This is a genomic window from Dickeya oryzae (genome assembly GCF_009372235.1).
GTDB lineage: Bacteria > Pseudomonadota > Gammaproteobacteria > Enterobacterales > Enterobacteriaceae > Dickeya > Dickeya oryzae.
Map to the genome: position 1 here is coordinate 1 of NZ_SULL01000027.1, position 3,904 is coordinate 3,904.

At 59.9% G+C, this 3,904-nt stretch carries 1 protein-coding gene; it reads left to right on the top strand.

What is annotated here, in order from left to right; genetic code table 11:
• A partial coding sequence (locus tag FAZ14_RS20140) for a non-ribosomal peptide synthetase (RefSeq protein ID WP_153509097.1) occupies positions 1–3,904 on the top strand: 3,904 nt, incomplete at both ends.

Sequence of the window (3,904 nt, forward strand, 5' to 3'; positions counted from 1 at the left end):
ATGGCAATCTACATTCTTGACGCAGCCGGACAACCGGTGCCGGTCGGTGTCGAAGGGGAACTCTATATCGGCGGCGTGCAAGTGGCGCGAGGCTACCTGAACAAGCCGGAATTGAGTGCCGAACGCTTCCTGGACGACCCGTTCTCAACCGAGCCGAACGCACGCATGTACCGCACCGGTGATCTGGGCCGCTGGTACGCCGATGGCCGCATCGATTATCTGGGCCGTAACGATGATCAGGTCAAGATCCGCGGTTTCCGGGTCGAACTCGGTGAAATCGAAACCTGCCTGCGGGCGGACGCGGGTGTAAGCGACACCGTGGTCATGATCCGCCGCGGCGCTCAGGGTGAACCGCGTCTGATCGCCTGGTATGTCGGTAACGCTACCGCTGAAACACTGCGTGCGCATGTGACGGCGCACCTGCCTGCGTATATGGTGCCGTCGGCCTATGTGCAGCTCAGCGCGCTGCCTCTGACGCCGAACGGCAAGGTCGATCGCAAAGCCTTACCCGCCCCGGATGACAACGCCTTTGTCCGCACCCGCTACGAGGCCCCACAGGGCGAAACCGAACAGCGACTCGCACAACTCTGGCAGGACCTGCTGGGGATTGAGCGCGTCGGTCGGCAGGATCATTTCTTCGAACTCGGCGGTCATTCGCTGTTGGTGGTACGCCTGATTGCCGCACTGCAGAGTCAGGGGCTGAATATCCCGGTGCGGGCGGTATTTGAGCACACCAGTCTGGCGGAGCTTGCCACGACGATTGAACGTTTTGAACAGGCAACGGTGCCAGAAAACCGGATCGCCACCGACAGTCAGCGCATTACACCCGCCATGCTGCCGCTACTTGAACTGACGCAGGAGAACATTGACGGAATTGTGTCCAGTGTCCCCGGTGGCGTCAGCCAGATTCAGGATATCTACCCACTGACCCCGTTACAGGAAGGGGTGCTGTATCACTACCTGCTGGCAGAGTCGCATGATCCTTACCTGGACAGTTCACTGCTGGCATTTGCGACACAACAACGGCTGGAGGCGTTTATCGCCTCGCTAAACCGCGTGATTGCCCGTCACGATATTCTGCGCACCGCTGTACGCTGGGAAGGCCTGCCGCAACCGGTACAGGTGGTGTTACGCCGTGCCGAACTGACGGCAACGCAGGCGCACCTGAATCCGGCAGCGGGCGACGCTGCCGATCAACTGCTCGGCATGAAACCGGGGCGTCTGGATCTGCGTCAGGCACCGCTGTTCAACCTGCTGATGGCAAACGATGAAGCCAATGACCGCTGGCTGTTGTGCCTGCAAAATCATCACCTGTGTCTTGATCACACCACGTTGGATATTCTGCTTAACGAAATACTCGCGGACGAGCGCGGTGAACTGGAGAAACTGCCCGCCTCGGTTCCTTTCCGTAATCACGTCGCACAGGTGCGAGCCAGAACTGCCACCACTGACGATAACGCGTTTTTCCATCAGCAACTGGCCGATGTGGAATCTCCCACCCTCCCCGGCGGCCTGACCGAACTGGTCGATATGGATGAAGCTATCCTGCCGCTGCCGGACACACTGGCCGGGCGCATTCGTCGGCAGGCACAATACAAGGGCATCAGTGCCGCCAGTCTGTTCCATCTGGCCTGGGGCCACGTTATCGGTGCACTGTCCGGTCGTGATGATGTGGTCTTCGGCACCGTGCTGCTGGGTCGGCTGCAAGACGGTAGCGAGCAGGCGCTGGGATTGTTCATTAACACCCTGCCACTGCGACTGACGCTGACCGATGTCACTGTCCGGGCCGCACTTGAGCAGACGCACCGCCGTCTGACCGACCTGCTGGCCCATGAGCACGCCTCGCTGGCTCTGGCGCAGCAATGTAGTGGCGTTGCCGCATCGCAACCCCTGTTCAGCGCGTTGCTGAACTATCGCCATGATGTCACACAATCACAGGATGTCACACAATCGAACGACAGCGTTGCCGAAGACCCGTGGCACGGCATCACACTCCTGAAGACGGAAGAACGCACCAATTATCCGCTTACGCTATCCGTGGATGATGCGCTTAACGCCGGTTTCTCACTCAAGGTTCAGGCCGATCGCCGCCTGGGCGGTGAACGGATCGGACAAATGATGCAGCACGTGCTAACGCAACTGATCGATGCGCTGGAGCGGTCACCTGAACAGCCATTGCACCGGTTGTCCGTTCTGCCGGACGCTGAACGCCATCAGGTGCTAACCGGGTTCAATCGCACTCAAACGGCTTACCCGACCGGGATCTGTGTTCATGAACGTATCGAGCAGCAGGCGGCACAGCATCCAGAACGGATTGCACTGGTCTTTGCAGACCAGTCGCTAAGCTATGGCGAACTGAACCGTCGCGCCAACCAACTGGCGCACCATCTGCGTGAGCTAGGCATCGGTGCCGATGACCGGGTGGCTATCTGTACTGAACGCCACCCGGAGATGATCGTCTGTGTGCTGGCCACACTGAAAGCCGGGGCCGCTTGTATGCCGCTGGACCCAGAATACCCCTCCGCACGTCTGGCATTTATGCTCAAAGACAGCACCCCTGGCGTTATTCTGGTCGATCAGCTCGGACAGGCGGTGTTAGACAACCTGACCGGTACAGCAACAGTGCTGCATCTGACACGGGATGCCGAACGCTGGGCAACACACCCCAGCGACAACCTGTCCCGCAACGGAATCGGCCTGACACCGGATAATCTGGCCTATGTCATCTACACCTCTGGCTCTACCGGGCAGCCCAAGGGGGTGGCGATGCCGCATGCGCCGCTGGTCAATCTGCTGCACTGGCAGGCCAGAGAACAGGCAGCCATGACCACACTGCAATTTGCCTCCTTCGGTTTTGATGTCGCCTTTCAGGAAATCCTCAGCGCCCTGACCGGTGGCGGCAAACTGGTGATGATCGCCAGTGAAGATCGCTTACAAATGGACCGGCTGCTGAACGTTATCGAGAAGCACGCCATCGAGCGCGTCTTTTTGCCGGTCGCCGCGTTGCAGACACTGGCCGTGACCTGCGCACAAACGCAGCAGGGATTGCCGGTAAAAGAAATCATCACCGCTGGCGAACGGCTGCTGATAAGCAATGAAATCCGCGCCCTGTGCCAACGCTCCGGCCCAATCCGCTTGCACAACCAATACGGCCCGGCAGAAACCCACGTGGTGACGGAGTATCAATGCGTCGGCAACGCCGCTGACTGGCCGCGCCTGCCGCCGATTGGCTACCCGATAGACAATAGCCGCCTCTACATTCTGGATGCGCATCAGCAGCCGGTACCGCTGGGTATTGCCGGTGAAATCTATATCGGTGGCGTCGGTGTGGCACGCGGTTACCTGAACCGCCCCGACCTTACCGCCGAACGCTTCCTGGCCGATCCGTTTGTAACCGAACCGAATGCGCGGATGTATCGCACCGGTGATCTGGGTCGCTGGCTGGCCGACGGTGGCATTGAGTATCTGGGTCGTAATGATTTTCAGGTCAAAATCCGCGGTTTCCGTATTGAACCCGGTGAGGTTGAATCGGTGTTGCAGGACTGCACCGGTGTGCGCGAAGCGGTGGTGGTAGCACAGCGCACCGCAACGGGTGATCACCGACTGGTGGCCTATTACACCCTGTCGGATGAAGCACTCACCGTTGAGGCACTGAAACAGGAACTGGCACAGCGTCTGCCGGGTTATATGGTGCCGTCAGCCTACGTGCGGCTGACACAGATCCCGCTGACACAAAACGGCAAGGTGGACCGCAAGGCCCTGCCTGCCCCGGATGACAGCGCCTTTGTCCGCACCACCTACCAAGCCCCGCAGGGCGAGACCGAACTGGCACTGGCCGCCATCTGGCAGCGCCTGCTCGGCATTGAACGCGTCGGACGGCAGGACCATTTCTTCGAACTCGGCG